The sequence below is a fragment of the Streptomyces sp. NPDC039424 genome (assembly GCF_055639495.1).
In genome coordinates, this window is the sequence record NZ_JBVKAI010000017.1 from 61,485 (window position 1) to 76,977 (window position 15,493).

The following is a 15,493-nucleotide window of genomic DNA, read 5'->3' on the forward strand; positions in this document are numbered from 1 at the left end:
CAGGAGCCCCGATGTCGACGCTGCGCGTCACCGCCGAAGTGCTGACCGTCCATGAACACCCCAACGCCGACGCACTCGAACTGGCCCAGGTGGGCCTGTACCGCGCCGTCGTCGCCAAGGGGGCCTACCGCACCGGTGACGCCGCCGTCTACATCCCCGAGCAGTCCGTCCTCCCGGCCGGGCTGATCGAGGAGCTGGGGCTGACCGGGCGGCTGGCGGGCGGCGACCACAACCGGGTCAAGGCGGTCCGGCTGCGCGGGGAACTGTCGCAGGGCATCGTGTGCCGGCCGCAGGCCCTGTCCGGCGTCGACCTGGCGCGGGCCGCGGCCGACGGCACCGACTTCGCCAAGCGGCTGGGCATCACCAAGTGGGTGCCGCCGGTGCCGCCCACCATGAACGGCGAGGTGGAGTCCGCGCCCGGGCTGCTGCCCTGGGTGGACATCGAGAACATCCAGCGCTACCCCGGCATCTTCACCCCGGGCGAGCCGGTGGTGCTGACCGAGAAGCTGCACGGTTCGGCGTGCCTGCTGACCTACGTCGCCGACGAGGACCGGGTGTACGTCACCTCCAAGGGCTTCGGCGCCAAGTCGCTGGCCCTGAAGGAGGACCCGCGCAACCTGTACTGGCGCGCGGTGCGCGGACACGGCGTCGCCGAGGCCGCCGCGCGGCTCGCTGAGCGGCTGGGGGCGCGCCGCGTCGGGATCTTCGGGGAGGTGTACGGCGCGGGGGTCCAGGACCTGACGTACGGGGCCGACGGTCGGCGCGACACGCTCGGGTACGCGGCGTTCGACGTGTCGGCCGAGATCGGCGGGTCGGTGCGCTGGCTCGACGCGGTGGAGTCGCTGGAGGGGGAGCTGCCTCTGGTGCCGCGGCTGTTCGAGGGGGCGTACGACATCGAGCGGGTGCTGGCGATCGCCGCCGGGCGGGAGACGGTGTCCGGGCGGGAGCTGCATCTGCGGGAGGGGGTCGTGATCCGGCCCGCGGTGGAGCGGTACAGCCCGGTGACCGGGGGGCGGGCCATCGCCAAGGCGGTGAGTCCGGCTTATCTGACGCGCAAGGGCGGGACGGAGTACGAGTGAACGACGCCGCTCCGCGTCGGCCGGCGAGGGTCTGGGGGCGGCGGCCCCCAGCACCCGCCCGCGTCAGCGCGGGGGAGAGTCCACCAACAGCCGGGACCCGGAACGCCGTTCACCGAACGCGTCGTCCGGGTTGGACAGCACGCACGCGCTGAAGGAGAGGCAGCCGCAGCCGATGCAGTCGGTGAGGTGGTCGCGCAGACGGTTCAGCTGCTTGATGCGCTCGTCGAGTTCGGAGCGCCAGGCCTCGGAGAGGCGGGCCCAGTCCTCGCGGGTCGGGGTCCGCTCCTCGGGGAGTTCGGCGAGGGCCTCGCGGATCGTGGCCAGCGGGATGCCGACGCGCTGGGCGGCGCGGACGAAGGCGACCCGGCGCAGTGCGTCGCGGGCGTAGCGGCGCTGGTTGCCGGAGGTGCGCCTGCTGCTGATGAGGCCCTTGGACTCGTAGAAGTGCAGGGCGGAGACGGAGGCGCCGCTGCGCGCGGACAACTGGCCGACGGTCAGCTCGTGGATCTTCTCGGGGATCTGGGGCACCCCTCCGAGCCTACCCACCCCCTCCCCCTCCCGTGTCGTTGACATCGGATCCGCCACCGACCATGCTAAGCAGTCGCTTAGGCATACGACCGACTCCGTCACGCGAGAGGCCCTGGACATGGCAGAACCGAGGATCTTCACCTCCCCCGACGAGCTGAGGGCGGCCGTGGGCGAGCAGCTGGGCCACACCGACTGGCTGGAGGTCGACCAAAAGCGGATCGACCTCTTCGCCGAGGCCACCGGCGACCACCAGTGGATCCACATCGACCCGGAGAAGGCCGCCGCGGGCCCGTTCGGGACGACCATCGCGCACGGCTATCTGACCCTGTCGCTGCTGCCGCTCTTCGGGCCCCAGCTGATCCGGGTCGAGGGCGTGAAGATGGGCGTCAACTACGGGACGAACAAGGTCCGCTTCCCCTCCCCCGTCCCGGCCGGCTCCCGCGTGCGCGCCACCGCGAAGATCACCGGCGTGGAGGACGTCACGGGCGGCGTCCAGGTCACCGTGGCCTTCACCGTGGAGCGCGAGGGCGGCGACAAGCCGGTCTGCGTCGCGGAGTCGGTGGCCCGCTACTACCTCTGACCGGGCTGGTCCTGCTTCGCCCCGACCATCCGCAGCACGAGGTCGGCGTACAGGGCGCCGACCTCCTCGGGCGTGCGGGGACCGTCCACGTTGAACCAGCGGGCGACGTCGATGCACAGGGACAGCACCGCGAGGGTGGTGCCGTGCACGTCCAGCACCTGGAACTCGCCGGACGCCACGCCGTCCTCGACGATTCCGCGTACCTCCGCGTCGACCTGCCGGCGCAGGTCGAGGATCTCGGCGCGGGCGTCCGGGCCGAGCGCGTCGAGTTCGTACTGCACGACCCGGGCGGTGGTCCGCCGGCCGGCGTGCCAGCGGACGAAGGAGCTCACCGCGTCGGCGAGCCGCTCGGTGGCGGTGCCCTCGCCGCCGGCCGCCGCACGCAGGATGGCCAGGGCCCTGTCGTGGCCGATCCGGCTGATCCGGTGGAGCAGCTCTTCCTTGGTCTTGTAGTGGATGTAGAGCGCGGCCGGGCTCATGCCGGCGCGGCCCGCGATGTCGCGGGTCGTCGTCGCGTGGTAGCCGCGCTCGGCGAAGGCCTCCACGGCGGCGACGAGCAGTCGCCGGGCCGCGTCAGGGGTGACCTCTTCCCACGGCTCGATCTCGCCGCCGGTCGTCTCCTCCGCCGTACTCATCGCTCGTTCGCCCCTCTCGGTACCGGAGCTCCACCATACCGCCGAAGCTGAGCGAGCGCTTAGACCGCCCGCTCACAGCCTCGTACCTACCCGGCCTCCTGGCGGTCCCGGATCACCTTGGCGAGGGTGAAGGCGGAGGTGACGAGGTAGAGGACGGCGATACCGAGGAAACCGCGCACCCAGGCGTCGGCGTTCAGCCGGAAGATGCCGATGGCGGTCGCCGCCATGGCGACGGCGAAGGAGGCGACGGCCTGGCCGTAGAAGGCGGCCGTGTTCTGCTGCTTGACCGGGATGTCATTCATGGGGACAAGCTTCCGCGGACGTGGCCCGCGCCACATCCGCCCAGGTACTCAGTCAGGTACTCAGAACGCCGAAATCCCGGTCAGCGCCCGCCCGATGAGCAGCTTCTGTATCTGGCTGGTGCCCTCGTAGAGGGTCATCACGCGGGCGTCGCGCAGCAGTTTGCCCGCCGGGTACTCGTCGATGTAGCCGTAGCCGCCGAAGACCTGCAGGGCGTTGTTCGCGGCGCGGACGGCCGCCTCGGAGGCGAAGAGCTTGGCCTTGGAGGACTCCACGGCGAAGGGCAGCCCGCGGTCGACCAGGTCGGCGACCCGCCAGGTCAGCAGCCGGGCGGCGTCCACGTCGACGGCGATGTCGCTGAGCAGTTCCTGGACGAGCTGGTGGTGGGCGATGCTCCTGCCGAACTGCTCGCGCTCCCCGGCGTACCGGACCGCGGCGTCGAGCGCGGCCTGGGCGATGCCGACGCAGCCCGCCGCGACCGACATCCGGCCCTTGGCGAGCGCGGACATGGCGACGGAGAAGCCCTTGCCCTCCTCGCCCAGCAGCGCGGTGGCGGGGATCCGCACGTCCTCCAGGACCAGTTCGGCGGTGGCCTGGCCGCGCAGGCCGAGCTTGCCGTGGACGGGGCGGCGGGTGAGGCCGGGGATGTCGGTGGGCACGAGGAAGGCGGAGACGCCCTTGTGGCCGGGGGCGTCCGTGGAGCGGGCGAAGAGCAGGACGACATCGGCCCAGGTGCCGTTCGTGATGAACATCTTGGTGCCGTTGACGACGTAGTCGTCCCCGTCGCGGACCGCGCGGGTGGCGAGGTTGCCCGCGTCCGACCCGGTGCCCGGCTCGGTCAGGCCGAAGCAGCCGACGTACTCGCCGGAGGTGAGCCCCGGCAGCCAGCGCCGCTTCTGCTCCTCGCTCCCCCAGGCGGCGACCGACTTGGCGACCAGGCCGAGCGAGACGGAGACGATCCCGCGCACGGACGAGTCGCCACGGCCCAGCTCCTCGGTGACCAGGCAGTACGCCAGGTGGTCGCCGCCACAGCCGCCGTACTCCTCGTCGACGGTCAGCCCGAGGAAGCCGACCTCGCCGAGCTTCTTCACGATGCCCCGGTCGACCTCCTCGGCGCGGTCCCAGGCGATCACGTGGGGGGCGATCTCGCGTTCCACGAAGTCCCGGGCGAGCTGCCGGATCGCGGTCTGCTCCTCGCTGAGCCCCAGGTACACCACGAGATCACCCCACTTGAAAACCGTACATTTAAATTAGCACTGCTAGTTTCCAGCCGCAGCCCTACTATGTGCGCCATGGCCCGACCGCGCAAGCCCCTCCTCAGCACCGACCGGATCGTCGCGACGGCCCGGGAACTGGTGGACGCGGAAGGCCTGGCGGCCGTCTCCACCCGCCGGCTCGCCGCCGAGCTCGGGGTGAGCGGGCCCTCCCTCTACAACCACTTCCGCACGAAGGACGAGATCCTGGAGGCGGTCGCCGACTCGGTGAGCGCGCAGGTCGACCTGTCGATGTTCGAGGACGGCCGGGACTGGCGGACCGCCCTGCACGACTGGGCCGTCTCCTACCGGGCCGCCCTGCGCGACCACCCGAACATCGTCCCGGTCCTCGCCCGCGGCCCGGGCCGCCGCCCGGCCGCGCTGCGCCTCGCCGACGCCGTCTACGGCGCGATGGTCGACGCGGGCTGGCCACCCGCGCAGGCGACCTCCATCGGCGCGCTGATGCGGTACTTCATCATGGGCTCCGCGCTCGGTTCCTTCGCCGGGGGCTTCGTGGACGACGTGAGCGCGTACGACCCCGCGGACTATCCCCACCTCGGCCAGGCCCATCTGCTCGCCGACCAGCAGGAGAAGATCGACGAGCGGGCCTTCGAGACGGGGCTCGGCGCGCTGCTGGACGGGCTGACGCAGCAGTACGAGCAGGTCGGCCGGGCAGGTTAGCGACACTTCGGCGGCGACCGAAGTGTCCGTGCCGCATGCTGGACCGCATGACCACGAAGGACCCCCAGGCCCCCGGCCTCGCCGCGCTGGCCGGGCTGATCGCCGACGAGACCCGGGCCGCCTGCCTGCTGGCGCTGCTGGACGGGCGGGCCTGGACGGCCGGTGAGCTGGCCCGGCACGCCGGGGTCGCCGCGTCGACGCTGAGCGAGCACCTGGGCAAGCTGGTCGCGGGCGGACTGCTCACCGAGGAGCGGCAGGGGCGGCACCGGTACGTCCGGCTGGCCGACGCCCGGGTCGCGCAGCTGGTGGAGGATCTGGCCGCCCAGGTCGCGCCCGCCGCCCGGCGCCCGCGCACCCTGCGGGAGGCCGGCGCCGGGTCCGCGATGGCCCGGGGCCGCACCTGCTACGACCATCTCGCCGGGCGGCTCGGCATCGCGGTCACGGACGCGCTCACCGAGCGCGGACTGCTGCGGCAGGACACCGGGTTCGCCCTCACGGACGCCGGGCTGGAGTGGTTCGGCTCGGCCGGCATCGCACTGCAGCGCGCGGGCCGCCGCCCGCTGGCCCGCGCGTGCCTCGACTGGACCGAGCGCCGCCCCCACCTCGCGGGCGTGGCCGGCGCGGCCCTGTGCCGGCACGCCCTGGACACGGGCTGGTGCGTGCGCATCGGCTCGGAGCGCGCGGTGAAGGTGACTCCGTCGGGCGAGCGGGCGCTGTCCACGCTGCTGGGCATCCCGGCGGCGGCACTGTGCTAGCCATGTCGGAGGTCATCGGGTGGGAGGCCGCGTGGTGTGCCGGGTGCGGGTGCGTGGGGGCCGGTCGCGCAGTTCCCCGCGCCCCTCGGTAGGTGAACTCGCCCACGTCCGAGCGGCCCCGCACTCCGTTCGGTTTCCGCCAGCCCCTCACCCTGCCCGTAACCAGCCTCAGGAGCATGATGAAGACCTCCCCGTCCCGGGCCGCCCTTCGCCCCGAGGCGCTCGCCGCCGGTGCCGCCGCCGTCACCGTCGTGCTGTGGTCCTCCGCCTTCGTGTCGATCCGAGTCGCGGGGGCGGAGTACTCGCCGGGCGCGCTGGCGCTCGGGCGGCTGCTGGCCGGGGCGCTGGCGCTGGGGGTGATCTGTCTCGTACGGCGGGAGGGGTGGCCGCCGAGGTCGGCCTGGCGCGGGATCGGGATATCCGGGCTGCTCTGGTTCGGCTGCTACATGGTGGTCCTGAACTGGGGCGAGCAGCAGGTCGACGCGGGCACGGCCGCCCTGGTGGTGAACGTCGGGCCGCTGCTGATCGCCCTGCTCGGGGCGCGGCTGCTCGGCGATCCGATGCCGCCGCGGCTGCTGGCGGGGATGGCGGTGTCGTTCGCGGGCGCGGTGACCGTGGGGCTGTCGATGTCGGGCGGGGGCGGTGCCTCGCTGCTCGGGGTGGCGCTGTGTCTGCTCGCGGCGATCACGTACGCCTCCGGGGTGGTCGCCCAGAAGCCCGCCCTGGCCGGGGCGAGCGCGCTGCAGGTGACGACCTGGGGGTGCCTGGTCGGGGCCGTGGTCTGTCTGCCGTTCGCCGGGCAAATGGTGCACGAGGCGGCCGACGCCCCGCTCTCGGCCACCCTCAACATGGTCTACCTGGGCGTCTTCCCGACCGCGGTCGCCTGCACGACCTGGGCGTACGCCCTCGCCCGTACGACCGCCAGCCGGATGGGCGCGACCACCTACGCCGTGCCCGCGCTGGTGGTGCTGATGTCATGGCTGGCCCTCGGCGAGGTGCCCGGGCCGCTGACGCTGGTGGGCGGGGTGCTGTGCCTGGCCGGTGTGGCGGTGTCCCGGGCGCGGGCGGCCCGGGTCGCGGCTCCCGAGCCGGAGCCGCGACCCGAGCGGGTGTCCTGAGCCTCGCTGTCCCGGGCCTCAGAACACCACCAGCGCCCGACCCCCCTTGCCCGCCAGCATGTTCTCGAAGGCGGCCGGGATGCCGTCGAGGGCGATCCGCTCGGTGACCAGCGCGCCGAGGTCCAGACGTCCGGCCCGTACGTGGTCGGCGAGCACGGGCAGGTCGCGGGCCGGGTCGGAGTTGCCGTAGACGCAGCCGGACAGGGTGCGGCCCCAGTGGAAGATCTCCAGGGCGTTGAAGGTGACCTGCTGGTCCTTGCCGCCGATGCCGACCACCGTCGTACGGCCGCCCCGGCGGGTGGACTCCCAGGCGGCGCGGATGCTGACCGCGCGGCCCACGCACTCCACGGAGACGTCGACGCCCTGCTTGCCGGTGAGCGCGCGGATCTCGCGGGGGGTGTTCTCGGAGGCGAGGACGTAGTCGGTGGCGCCCGCGCCGCGCGCCAGTTCCTCCTTCTGGGGGGAGACGTCCACGGCGATGATCCGCGTGGCCCCGGCGATCCGGGCGGCCTGGAGGGTGGCGAGGCCGACCCCGCCCGCCCCGAACACCGCGACGGTCTCGCCCGGCTGGACCCGCGCCGAGTGGTGGACGGCGCCGTAGCCGGTGAGGACGGCGCAGCCGAGCAGGGCCGCGTCGGTGAGCGGGACGCCGTCCGGCAGGGGCAGCACGCAGGACGCGGAGACCACCGTCTCCTCGGCGAACGCGGCGACGTTCAGGCCGGGGTGGAGGTCGGTGCCGTCGACGGTACGGGCGTGGACGTCGGCGGCGCCGCCCAGGGCGTTGGCGCACAGCCAGACCTCGCCCAGCGTGCAGGCATGGCAAGTGCCGCAGGACGGTGCCCAGTTGAGGACCACGGCGGCGCCGGGGGCCACGTGGGCGACGCCCTCCCCCACGGCGACGACCGTGCCCGCGCCCTCGTGGCCGAGGACCGCCGGGACCGGTACGCGCATGGTGCCGTTCGACAGGGACAGATCGGAGTGGCAGACCCCGGCGGCGGCGAGGCGGACGCGGACCTGCCCGGGGCCCGGGTCCGGGAGCTCGATGCCGGTGATCTCCAGGGGTGCGCCGATGGCGGGCAGGACGGCGGCTCGTACGGCCATGGCTCGCGGCTTCCTTAGAACTGGAGGGACTTGGTCTGGAGGTACTCGGTGAGTCCGTGCGCGCCGAGTTCGCGGCCGACCCCGGAGTGCTTGTAGCCGCCGAAGGGCGCGAGGGGGTTGAACCGACCGCCGTTGATGTCGACCTGGCCGGTGTCCAGGCGGCGGGCGAAGGCCACCGCCTCCGCCTCCTCGCCCGCCCAGACGGCACCGGCGAGGCCGTAGACCGTGCCGTTGGCGATGCGCAGGGCGTCCTCCTCGTCCTCGTACCTCAGGACGGTGAGGACCGGGCCGAAGATCTCCTCCTGCGCGATGGTCATCTCCGGGGTGACGTCCGCGAAGACGGTGGGGCTGACGTAGTAGCCGCGCTCGCGCGGGGACTCTGGGCCGCCGGCCACCAGGCGGGCGCCCTCGGCGAGGCCCTTCTCGATGTACCCGCGCACCCGGTCGCGCTGCCTGGCGTTGACCACCGGGCCGATGCGGTCGCCGTACTTGGCGGCGGCGGCCGAGGCCAGCTCCAGGGCCTCGTCGTACCGGTCGGTGTGCACCAGCATGCGCGTCCAGGCGCTGCACGTCTGGCCGGAGTTGGACATCACGTTGGCGACGCCGACGTTGACCGCCTTGGCGAGGTCGGCGCTCGGCAGGATCACGTTGGCGGACTTGCCACCGAGTTCCAGGGCGACCTTCTTCAGGGCGCCGCCGGCCACCGCGCCGATCCGCTTGCCGACGGCGGTGGATCCGGTGAAGGAGACGAGGTCGACGTCCGGGTGCTCGGCGAGGGCCTGGCCGGCGACCGGGCCGAGACCGGTGACGAGGTTGAAGACCCCGGCGGGCACACCCGACTCGTGCACTGCCTCCGCGAAGAGCTGGGCGGTGAGCGGGGTGTCCTCGGCGGGCTTCAGGACGACCGTGCAGCCCGCGGCCAGCGCCGGGGCGACCTTGGCGACGATCTGGTGCAGGGGGTAGTTCCACGGGGTGATCGCGCCGACCACGCCGATCGGTTCGTGGTGGACGACCGAGTTGCCCACCTTCTCCTCGAAGGCGTGGGTGGCGGCCAGGTCGGCGTACGAACCCGCGACCGCGATCGGCACGGCGGCATGCACGGTCTGGGACAGCTTCAGGGGTGCGCCCAGCTCGGCGGTGACCGTCTCGGCGATCTCCTCCCGGCGGGCCACCAGCACGTCCCGGAGCGCGGCCAGCCGGGCGGCCCGCTCGGCCGGGGGCGTCGCGGCCCAGGCCGGGAGGGCGGCGCGGGCGGCCCGTACGGCGGTGTCGACGTCCTCGGCGGTGCCGGCCGGGACCTGGCCGATGACCTGCTCGTCGGCCGGGTTCACCACCTCGATCAGGTCGCGGCCCGCGGCGGGGCGCCAGGCGCCGTCGATGTACAGGCCGTCGTGTGGCTTCATGGTGCTTCCTCCCGGCGGGGCGTGTCGTCCGGCTCGTGAGCCGCCGTCCGGCTCACAAACTAGCGGCGATAGTTTTCGCGCGCCAGCATGCCCCTCGCGGCCCTACTCTTCCAGGTCCGGCAGCCGGGCCGGGGAGGGGCAGATGCGGTCACCGTCCTGGTCGAAGACGAAGAGGTGGGCGAGGTCGACGAGGAGGGGGATCTGCATACCGTGGCGGAGCCGGAGGTCGGGGGTGGTGCGCACGACCAGGTCGCCGGGCATGCGGCCCTCCGGCGGCGCGGGGTCCGGGTCCGCGTCGGCCGGGTGCTCCAGAACCACCACCGGGCCGGCGCGCAGCGAGCCCGCCCGCTCCCTCAACCGGTCCAGGACGCCTGGGCCCACCCGGCGGCGGCGGCGCGCGGGGCGGGCGGCCGGGCGCGGGGCCTCCAGGTCCGGCACGAGGGCGGGCCGGGAGCCGGTGTCGAAGTGGACCAGCATCTCGTGCCCCTGGAACTCCACATGCCGGACCAGCCCGGTGATCGGCACCTCTCCGGGGCGGGCGGCGCTGTGCTTGGCGATACGGACCGCCTCCGAGCGCAGCCCGACGATCACCTCCCGGCCCTGCTGCACGCGGAGCAGACGGTGGTCCAGGCAGAGGGGCTCGGGCAGGGGCAGGGCCTGCTTGCCCATGCTGATGGTCATCGCGCCGTCCAGCGGGGCGCGGACGAGGCCGCGTAACAGGTTGATGCGGGGCGTGCCGATGAAGGCGGCGACGAAGACGTTGCGGGGCAGTGCGTACACCTCGCGCGGGGTGCCGACCTGCTGGAGCAGACCGCCGCGCAGCACGGCGACCCGGTCGCCGAGTGACATGGCCTCGGCCTGGTCGTGCGTGACGTACACCGTGGTGACGCCCAACTCGCGGGTGAGCTGGGATATTTCGGCGCGCAGATGATTGCGCAGCTTGGCGTCGAGGTTGGAGAGGGGCTCGTCCATCAGGAAGGCGGAGGGGTGGCGGGCGATGGCCCTTCCCATGGCGACCCGCTGGCGTTCGCCGCCGGAGAGCTGGCTGGGGAAGCGGTCCAGGAGGTCCTCGATGCCGAGCATGCGGGCGGTGGCGTCCACGCGGGTACGGGGGTCCGTGCCGGGGGTCTCGATACGCAGCGGGAAGCCGATGTTGTCCCGGCTGGTCATGTTCGGGTAGAGCGCGAAGTTCTGGAAGACCATCGCGATGTCCCGGTCCGACGGGGCGAGGTCGTTGGCGTACTCGCCGTCCAGGAGCAGTTCGCCCTCGTCTATCTCCTCCAGCCCGGCGATCATCCTCAGCACGGTGGACTTGCCGCAGCCGGACGGTCCGAGCAGCACGAGGAACTCCCCCGGCGCGATGTGAAGCGACAGCCGGTCCACCACGCGCGCCCCTCGCGCGTAGGCCTTGCTCACGTCCTGCAGAGAGATGGCGCGTGTCATGCAGCAGCCCCCGGGGCCGGTCCGAAGCCTCGTGCGGGTCGTACGGGGCTGTGAGTCACGGAAGTTAACGGAATGTACGCGGCCTGGGGAAGACAACAGCCGAAATCGAACCCGGCCCGCCTGCACACGAGTTGAGCTCGGCGCCCACCCCCGGGGGGGCGGTACGGACCGCCTGCGGCAAGCAGACGGGGGCAACTCCCGCGCGCCCTCCGCCGGACGGCTGCGGCGAGCAGGGCGTGACACCCCGACCGGCGAGCAGTGCGGGACGCCTGCCACCGAGCAGCACCCGACACCTGCGACCGCCTGCCCACGACTGCGGCGAACAGGACGGCACGCCCGTCGGCGTGGGCAGGCGCCGCGCACTGCCGACAGTGGGGCTCGGCGCCGCCGTGGTCAAGCAGCGGCACGCGTGCCCCGTGCCGGTTCCGTAACGTGCCGACTGTCACTGGCCGGAGGCCCGGGTGGCGGTCAGGTGGGCGAAGACGACGACGTTGCTGGTGTATCCGGTTCGGCGGTCGAAGAGGCCGCCGCAGGTGAGGACGCGTAGTTCGGGGCGTCGGCTCGGGCCGTACACCTCCTTGTCGGGGAAGTTGGCCTTGTCGAAGACGCGGACGCGGTCCACGGTGTAGACGGCGGTGCGGCCATCGGCGCGACTGGCCTCGATGTGGCTGCCGACGGGCACCTGCGCGAGGGCGGCGAAGACCGCGGGGCCGGTCCTGGTGTCGCGGTGGCCGACGGCGACGGCCGTGCCCGACTCGCCCGGGGAGGGCCCGTCCTGGTACCAGCCGACGAGTCGGGGATTGTCGATCGGCGGTGTCTCCAGTTGCCGGCCGGAGCCGAGCCGTACCCCGGTGACCGGCGCGTCGACCTCCAGGGAGGGAACCCGCAGGGAGGTCGCCGGGGAGCGGGGCAGCGGCCGGGGCGGGGGCGCGGGGCGGGCCTGTGCGGCCCGCCCGTCCGCCCCCGCCGGCTCGTCGTCCCCGCCGCACCGGGAACCCACCGCCACCAGGACGGTCACGAGCACGGCCGTCCTGACGAGGCGATAGGCACGCCTGCGGTGCCAGGGCCTGCGTCTGCGTCCGCGCCTACGCGGCACCATGGGGGCGCCGGCGGATGAGCCGGAGGTACACGGCTCCGCTGACCACGACCAGCCCCACGGCCGCGGCCGCGGTCAACGGGGTGTACGCCTGGGCCGTGTCGGCGATGCCACCGCCACCGGCGTGCACGCCGCCCCTCGGGCTGTCGCCACCGGACCCGACGGCATCGCCCCGCCCGCTCTCGCCGGACGTGAGGGAACCGCCTCTCGGGCCGTCACCGCCGGGCCCGGCGGCCCCGGCGTCATGGCCGTGGTCCTCGATGCGGCCCGGGTCCCCCTGATGCCCCTCCTGCCTGTGGTCCTGCTTGCCGTGGCAGTCGACGCGGAAGATCTTCTCCCTGGGTGTGGTGCCCGCGAGCCAGGAAAGCCGGTACTGCCCGTCGGCCAGCCCCATCGGGTCGGTGTGCCCCGCACCGGAGCCGGGGCCGAACGCGATGGTGCCGGTCACCGTGGCGCTGTTGGGCAGCGGCGGCTGGGCCTGGATGGTGTAGTCGACGCTCGCCAGGGAGTCGAAGTTGACGGCGTCGAGGTAGAACCGGCAGACGACGGGGTCGTCCTCCGAGTCGCCGTAGGCCACCCCCACCCGGTGGATCCGGATGTCGCCGGCTTCCCCTGCGGCCACAGCGGTCGGCGTCGCCAGCCAGGTGGCCCCGGCCGCGGTGAGGACGGTGAGGGCCGTGGCGCCGAGGCGGGCGCCGACGGCAGGTGGGAGTGTCAAGGTGGGCATGCGCGCTCCTCCGAGTCAGACGATTTTCATACAAATCGGCCTTTCACCTGACTCTCTTTCACAACCCCTCCCGGTCCCCGGGCAGCGACACCCGACGCGCCGTCAGCTGTCGCCCGACCGGCGCAACGCGGCCCCGCCACGGCGCTCGTGCGCGGCGCGCTCCACCCCGGAAACCCGCTCCGGACCCCCCGGCGCCCGCACGGCAGCACCCGCCGAGAGCAACAGCAGCGCCCCCAGCATCACGAACGGCGCGGCCACCCCCGCCACCCCGGCGACCAGTCCCGCGGCGGCGGGCGCGGCGACCTGGCCGAGGCGGTTGCCGGTCAGGCGCAGGGCGAGGGCCGTCGAGCGGGCCTCGCCGGGGGCGGCCTGGACGACCGTCGTCATGGACAGCGGCTGGCCGACGCCGAGGCAGAAGCCGAGGGCGGTGAGCATCAGACCGAGTGCCCACACCGGCACCGGCAGCGCGACGCCCGCGCACAGCACGGCCGCCGGCAGACAGGTCACGGTCAACAGCAGGGACCGGCCGAGCAGGCGCAGCAGCGGGGTGAGGACCAGACGGCACGCGATGGTGGCCCCGGCGCGCAGGCTGAGCAGGACGCCGACCACGGACGGCGCGATGCCCCGGTGCTCGCCGACCACCGGAAGGTAGGCGGTGAGGATGTCGGTGGCCGACAGCACGGAGAGGCTGACGAGCATGCCCGCGGGCACGCCCCGGGCGCGCAGGATGCGGCCGACGGGGACGCGGTCCGCCTGCGCCGTACGGGACTTGACTGCCGTACGGTCCTCGATGCGCCACAGCGACGTGAAGGCGACCGCCGCTCCCGCGCCCGCCACCACTAGGGCCAGCGCGCTGGAGGCCGCCCGGTCGGGGCCGCCGATCAGCGCGCCCGCCGCGACGGGGCCGATCAACTGGCCGAGCGAGGCTCCGATGGTGAAGTGGCCGAAGTTGCGGTCCTGTTCGTGCGGGGCGGACTGCCGGGCCACCAGCGACTGGGCGCCGATCACGAAGCACAGGTGACCGAGGCCCATCACGCCGCTCCACAGGGCCATCGCCCAGAGGGAGCCGACGGTGCCGCTGAGCACGCAGCCGCCCGATATCAGGACCACACCGACCGGCAGCAGGGGCGCGCAGCGGCCGTGGTCGGTGCGGCGGCCCAGGGGTACGGCGGCGAAGAGCGGCAGCAGCGCGTACACGCCCGCGATCACACCGACCGCCCGCTCGTCCGCGCCCAGCGCGAGGGCCCGGTAGGAGACGGCGGGCCGGGCCATCGACACCGCCCCCTGCGCGAAGCCGAAGGCGATGACGAGGCGGAACAGCCAGCCGCGGTTCCCAGCGGGCCCCATGGACTTCCTCCTGGAGGGTCAGATGATGCCGAACAGGATTCCGGCGCCGAGCACCACCAGCGAGGTGAGCGCCGCCCACTTGACCACGAACTTCGTGTGGTCGCCGAACTCGACCTTGGCCATGCCCACCAGGACGTACACGGCCGGGACGAGCGGGCTCGACATGTGCAGCGGCTGGCCGACGAGGGAGGCGCGGGCGATCTCCAGGGAGGAGACGCCGTGCGCGTGGCCGGCCTCGGCGAGCACGGGGAGGATGCCGAAGTAGAAGCCGTCGTTCGACATGAAGTACGTGAGCGGGATGCTCAGCACGCCGGTGACGAAGGCCATGTGCGGGCCCATGCCGTCGGGGACGTTGGCGACCAGCCACTCGGCCATGTGGTCGACCATGCCGGTGCCCTGAAGGACGCCGGTGAAGACGGCGGCGGCGAAGACCATGCCGGAGACGTTCAGGACGTTCTCGGCGTGCGCGCCGAGGCGGGCCTTCTGGTCGGGCATGTGCGGGAAGTTGACGGTCAGCGCGAGGGCCGCGCCGAGCAGGAACAGCACCGGGATCGGCAGCCACTCCATGATCATGGCGGTGAGCAGGACGACCGTGAGCAGCGCGTTGAACCAGTACAGCTTGGGGCGCAGGGTGGGCCGGTTCGGGTCGAGGCCCTGCAGGCCGTCCTCGGGCTCGTCCCCGGCCGGCGGAACGTCGGCGCCTGCCGAGCCCGCGGGGCGGGCGGCGCCCTTGCCGGTGCCGGAACCGGCGCCCACGAGGACCGTCTCGGTCTCCTTCTCCTCCACCAGCACCTCGTCCAGCGTCAGCACGCCGAGCCGCTTGCGCTCGCGGCGGCCGAGGACGTACGAGAGCGCGAAGACGAACAGCAGGCCCACGGCGAGGGCCGGGATCATCGGCACGAAGATGTCGCTGGCGTCGAGCTTCAGCGCGGTGGCGGCGCGGGCGGTCGGGCCGCCCCAGGGCAGCGTGTTCATCACACCGTTCGCCATGGCGGCCACGCCGGTCATCACGACCAGGCTCATCTTCAGGCGCTTGTACAGCGGGTACATCGCCGAGACGGTGATCATGAAGGTGGTCGAGCCGTCGCCGTCCAGCGACACGATCGCGGCGAGGACGGCGGTGCCGACGACGATCCGCAGCGGGTCGGCCTTGCAGAACTTCAGGATGCCCCGGACGATCGGGTCGAAGAGGCCGACGTCGATCATCACACCGAAGTAGACGATCGCGAACATGAGCATCGCCGCGGTGGGGGCGAGGCTGGTGACGCCGTCGATGACGTAGTCGCCGAGCTTGGCGCCCTTGCCGACGAACACGCAGAACAGCGCGGGAATCTGCACGAGCGCCGCGATCGGCGACATCTTCTTCAGCATGATCAGGACCAGGAAGGTCGCGATCATGGCGAAGCCGAGGATGGTCAGCATGAGTGGATACCTAACGTTCGCCCTT

16 protein-coding genes are annotated in these 15,493 nt (G+C 73.1%); 5 read left to right on the forward strand and 11 right to left on the reverse strand.

Annotated elements, in window-relative coordinates:
• Window positions 1–11: 11 nt before the first annotated feature.
• Window positions 12–1,079, forward strand: a complete 1,068-nt coding sequence (locus ACZ7L0_RS32710) for an RNA ligase (ATP) (protein ID WP_471246145.1) — start codon at window positions 12–14, stop codon at window positions 1,077–1,079.
• A 63-nt stretch (window positions 1,080–1,142) separates the two neighbouring features.
• Here ACZ7L0_RS32710 and soxR read toward each other — a convergent pair whose 3' ends face one another.
• Window positions 1,143–1,607 (reverse strand): redox-sensitive transcriptional activator SoxR, encoded by a 465-nt coding sequence (gene soxR / locus ACZ7L0_RS32715; RefSeq protein WP_471246146.1) that lies wholly within the window; start codon window positions 1,605–1,607, stop codon window positions 1,143–1,145.
• A gap of 118 nt (window positions 1,608–1,725) precedes the next feature.
• Here soxR and ACZ7L0_RS32720 point away from each other — a divergent pair, with 118 nt between their 5' ends.
• On the forward strand, window positions 1,726–2,187 hold the full coding sequence (locus ACZ7L0_RS32720; RefSeq protein WP_471246147.1) for a MaoC family dehydratase: 462 nt from the start codon (window positions 1,726–1,728) through the stop codon (window positions 2,185–2,187).
• On the opposite strand, the gene ACZ7L0_RS32725 is transcribed toward ACZ7L0_RS32720, so the two are convergent.
• The 3 genes from ACZ7L0_RS32725 to ACZ7L0_RS32735 all read right to left on the reverse strand — a co-directional run bounded on the left by ACZ7L0_RS32725 (window position 2,178) and on the right by ACZ7L0_RS32735 (window position 4,336).
• Entirely contained in the window at window positions 2,178–2,822 is a 645-nt protein-coding gene (locus ACZ7L0_RS32725) for a TetR/AcrR family transcriptional regulator (protein WP_471246148.1), read from the reverse strand. The genes ACZ7L0_RS32720 and ACZ7L0_RS32725 overlap by 10 nt on opposite strands.
• 86 nt (window positions 2,823–2,908) lie before the next feature.
• The gene (locus ACZ7L0_RS32730; RefSeq protein ID WP_471246149.1) at window positions 2,909–3,124 is read right to left on the reverse strand and encodes a YiaA/YiaB family inner membrane protein; all 216 of its coding nucleotides are present in this window, start codon (window positions 3,122–3,124) and stop codon (window positions 2,909–2,911) included.
• 60 nt (window positions 3,125–3,184) lie between these two features.
• A complete protein-coding gene (locus tag ACZ7L0_RS32735) occupies window positions 3,185–4,336 on the reverse strand; it encodes an acyl-CoA dehydrogenase family protein (RefSeq protein WP_471246245.1) in 1,152 nt (383 codons plus the stop codon).
• Between the two features lie 78 nt (window positions 4,337–4,414).
• On the opposite strand from ACZ7L0_RS32735, the gene ACZ7L0_RS32740 reads away from it, so the two are divergent.
• The 3 genes from ACZ7L0_RS32740 (at window position 4,415) to ACZ7L0_RS32750 (ending at window position 6,929) form a co-directional block, all read left to right on the forward strand.
• A complete protein-coding gene (locus ACZ7L0_RS32740) occupies window positions 4,415–5,056 on the forward strand; it encodes a TetR/AcrR family transcriptional regulator (RefSeq protein ID WP_471246150.1) in 642 nt (213 codons plus the stop codon).
• Between the two features lie 47 nt (window positions 5,057–5,103).
• A complete protein-coding gene (locus tag ACZ7L0_RS32745; protein WP_471246151.1) occupies window positions 5,104–5,811 on the forward strand; it encodes an ArsR/SmtB family transcription factor in 708 nt (235 codons plus the stop codon).
• A 179-nt stretch (window positions 5,812–5,990) separates the two neighbouring features.
• Complete coding sequence (locus ACZ7L0_RS32750) at window positions 5,991–6,929, forward strand: DMT family transporter (RefSeq protein ID WP_471246246.1); 939 nt, start codon at window positions 5,991–5,993, stop codon at window positions 6,927–6,929.
• 18 nt (window positions 6,930–6,947) lie between these two features.
• On the opposite strand, the gene ACZ7L0_RS32755 is transcribed toward ACZ7L0_RS32750, so the two are convergent.
• From ACZ7L0_RS32755 to ACZ7L0_RS32785, 7 genes are all read right to left on the reverse strand, one after another.
• A complete protein-coding gene (locus tag ACZ7L0_RS32755; protein WP_471246152.1) occupies window positions 6,948–8,030 on the reverse strand; it encodes a Zn-dependent alcohol dehydrogenase in 1,083 nt (360 codons plus the stop codon).
• Between the two features lie 14 nt (window positions 8,031–8,044).
• Window positions 8,045–9,433, reverse strand: a complete 1,389-nt coding sequence (locus tag ACZ7L0_RS32760) for an aldehyde dehydrogenase family protein (protein ID WP_471246153.1) — start codon at window positions 9,431–9,433, stop codon at window positions 8,045–8,047.
• 102 nt (window positions 9,434–9,535) lie between these two features.
• Window positions 9,536–10,876 carry an ABC transporter ATP-binding protein gene (locus ACZ7L0_RS32765; protein WP_471246154.1) on the reverse strand — a complete coding sequence of 447 codons (1,341 nt, stop codon included), beginning with the start codon at window positions 10,874–10,876 and terminating at the stop codon, window positions 9,536–9,538.
• Window positions 10,877–11,318: 442 nt separating this feature from the next.
• Complete coding sequence (locus tag ACZ7L0_RS32770; protein WP_471246155.1) at window positions 11,319–11,975, reverse strand: class F sortase; 657 nt, start codon at window positions 11,973–11,975, stop codon at window positions 11,319–11,321.
• Window positions 11,962–12,699: a hypothetical protein gene (locus ACZ7L0_RS32775; protein WP_471246156.1), complete on the reverse strand. Its 738-nt coding sequence runs from the start codon at window positions 12,697–12,699 to the stop codon at window positions 11,962–11,964. The genes ACZ7L0_RS32770 and ACZ7L0_RS32775 overlap by 14 nt, the downstream gene beginning before the upstream one ends.
• Before the next feature lie 102 nt (window positions 12,700–12,801).
• Window positions 12,802–14,046 (reverse strand): MFS transporter, encoded by a 1,245-nt coding sequence (locus ACZ7L0_RS32780; protein ID WP_471246157.1) that lies wholly within the window; start codon window positions 14,044–14,046, stop codon window positions 12,802–12,804.
• Between the two features lie 18 nt (window positions 14,047–14,064).
• Window positions 14,065–15,468, reverse strand: a complete 1,404-nt coding sequence (locus tag ACZ7L0_RS32785) for a CitMHS family transporter (protein WP_471246158.1) — start codon at window positions 15,466–15,468, stop codon at window positions 14,065–14,067.
• Window positions 15,469–15,493 lie beyond the last annotated feature (25 nt).

Coding starts and splice junctions, on each gene's coding strand:
- ACZ7L0_RS32710 (WP_471246145.1), top strand. CDS start 12: ATGTCGACGCTGCGCGTCACCGCCGAAGTGCTGACCGTCCATGAACAC.
- ACZ7L0_RS32720 (WP_471246147.1), top strand. CDS start 1,726: ATGGCAGAACCGAGGATCTTCACCTCCCCCGACGAGCTGAGGGCGGCC.
- ACZ7L0_RS32725 (WP_471246148.1), bottom strand. CDS start 2,822: ATGAGTACGGCGGAGGAGACGACCGGCGGCGAGATCGAGCCGTGGGAA.
- ACZ7L0_RS32730 (WP_471246149.1), bottom strand. CDS start 3,124: ATGAATGACATCCCGGTCAAGCAGCAGAACACGGCCGCCTTCTACGGC.
- ACZ7L0_RS32740 (WP_471246150.1), top strand. CDS start 4,415: ATGGCCCGACCGCGCAAGCCCCTCCTCAGCACCGACCGGATCGTCGCG.
- ACZ7L0_RS32745 (WP_471246151.1), top strand. CDS start 5,104: ATGACCACGAAGGACCCCCAGGCCCCCGGCCTCGCCGCGCTGGCCGGG.
- ACZ7L0_RS32750 (WP_471246246.1), top strand. CDS start 5,991: ATGAAGACCTCCCCGTCCCGGGCCGCCCTTCGCCCCGAGGCGCTCGCC.
- ACZ7L0_RS32755 (WP_471246152.1), bottom strand. CDS start 8,030: ATGGCCGTACGAGCCGCCGTCCTGCCCGCCATCGGCGCACCCCTGGAG.
- ACZ7L0_RS32760 (WP_471246153.1), bottom strand. CDS start 9,433: ATGAAGCCACACGACGGCCTGTACATCGACGGCGCCTGGCGCCCCGCC.
- ACZ7L0_RS32765 (WP_471246154.1), bottom strand. CDS start 10,876: ATGACACGCGCCATCTCTCTGCAGGACGTGAGCAAGGCCTACGCGCGA.
- ACZ7L0_RS32770 (WP_471246155.1), bottom strand. CDS start 11,975: ATGGTGCCGCGTAGGCGCGGACGCAGACGCAGGCCCTGGCACCGCAGG.
- ACZ7L0_RS32775 (WP_471246156.1), bottom strand. CDS start 12,699: ATGCCCACCTTGACACTCCCACCTGCCGTCGGCGCCCGCCTCGGCGCC.
- ACZ7L0_RS32780 (WP_471246157.1), bottom strand. CDS start 14,046: ATGGGGCCCGCTGGGAACCGCGGCTGGCTGTTCCGCCTCGTCATCGCC.
- ACZ7L0_RS32785 (WP_471246158.1), bottom strand. CDS start 15,468: ATGCTGACCATCCTCGGCTTCGCCATGATCGCGACCTTCCTGGTCCTG.